The sequence below is a fragment of the Eubacterium sp. AM46-8 genome (assembly GCF_003466705.1).
GTDB lineage: Bacteria > Bacillota > Clostridia > Lachnospirales > Lachnospiraceae > Lachnospira.
Genome location: NZ_QSEU01000044.1, coordinates 1 through 504 on the forward strand (window position 1 = coordinate 1; position 504 = coordinate 504).

The 504-nt window shown below is 43.8% G+C and carries 1 tRNA gene and 2 rRNA genes; all 3 read right to left on the reverse strand.

Going from position 1 to position 504, the window contains the following annotated elements:
- Positions 1-142 precede the first annotated feature (142 nt).
- Positions 143-215 (reverse strand) — tRNA-Ala (locus tag DW963_RS13160).
- A 7-nt stretch (positions 216-222) separates the two neighbouring features.
- Positions 223-340, reverse strand: a 5S ribosomal RNA gene (gene rrf / locus DW963_RS13165).
- Between the two features lie 80 nt (positions 341-420).
- A 16S ribosomal RNA gene (locus DW963_RS13170) occupies positions 421-504 on the reverse strand; the annotation flags it as partial.

Sequence of the window (504 nt, forward strand, 5' to 3'; positions counted from 1 at the left end):
TTTCTTGGTTTGACATTTACTTTAAGTATATGTCGCACCTCGGATGTCTAAACATTATTTAAAACAATGTTTTATAAGATATTTTAATATGCAGTTTTCAAAGAACAATGTTGTGAGCGGCTTTATTATCATTCACTCACAGTGGAGATAAAGGGATTCGAACCCTTGACCCCCTGCTTGCAAGGCAGGTGCTCTCCCAACTGAGCTATACCCCCATTTGAAATCTGGCAGCCACCTATTTTTCCATACCGTCTCCAGCATAGTATCTTCGGCCGCTTAAGGCTTAACCATCGTGTTCGAGATGTGTACGGGTGTTTCCCCTAAGCGTATCGCCACCAGAAGCTTCATATCTGTGACTCTGTCACAGCAGTCATCCTTGATGACTCAATAGAAAAACAACCTTTACTTTTTCTTCCTTAGAAAGGAGGTGATCCAGCCGCACCTTCCGATACGGCTACCTTGTTACGACTTCACCCCAGTTATCAAACCTGCCTTCGGCGGCTC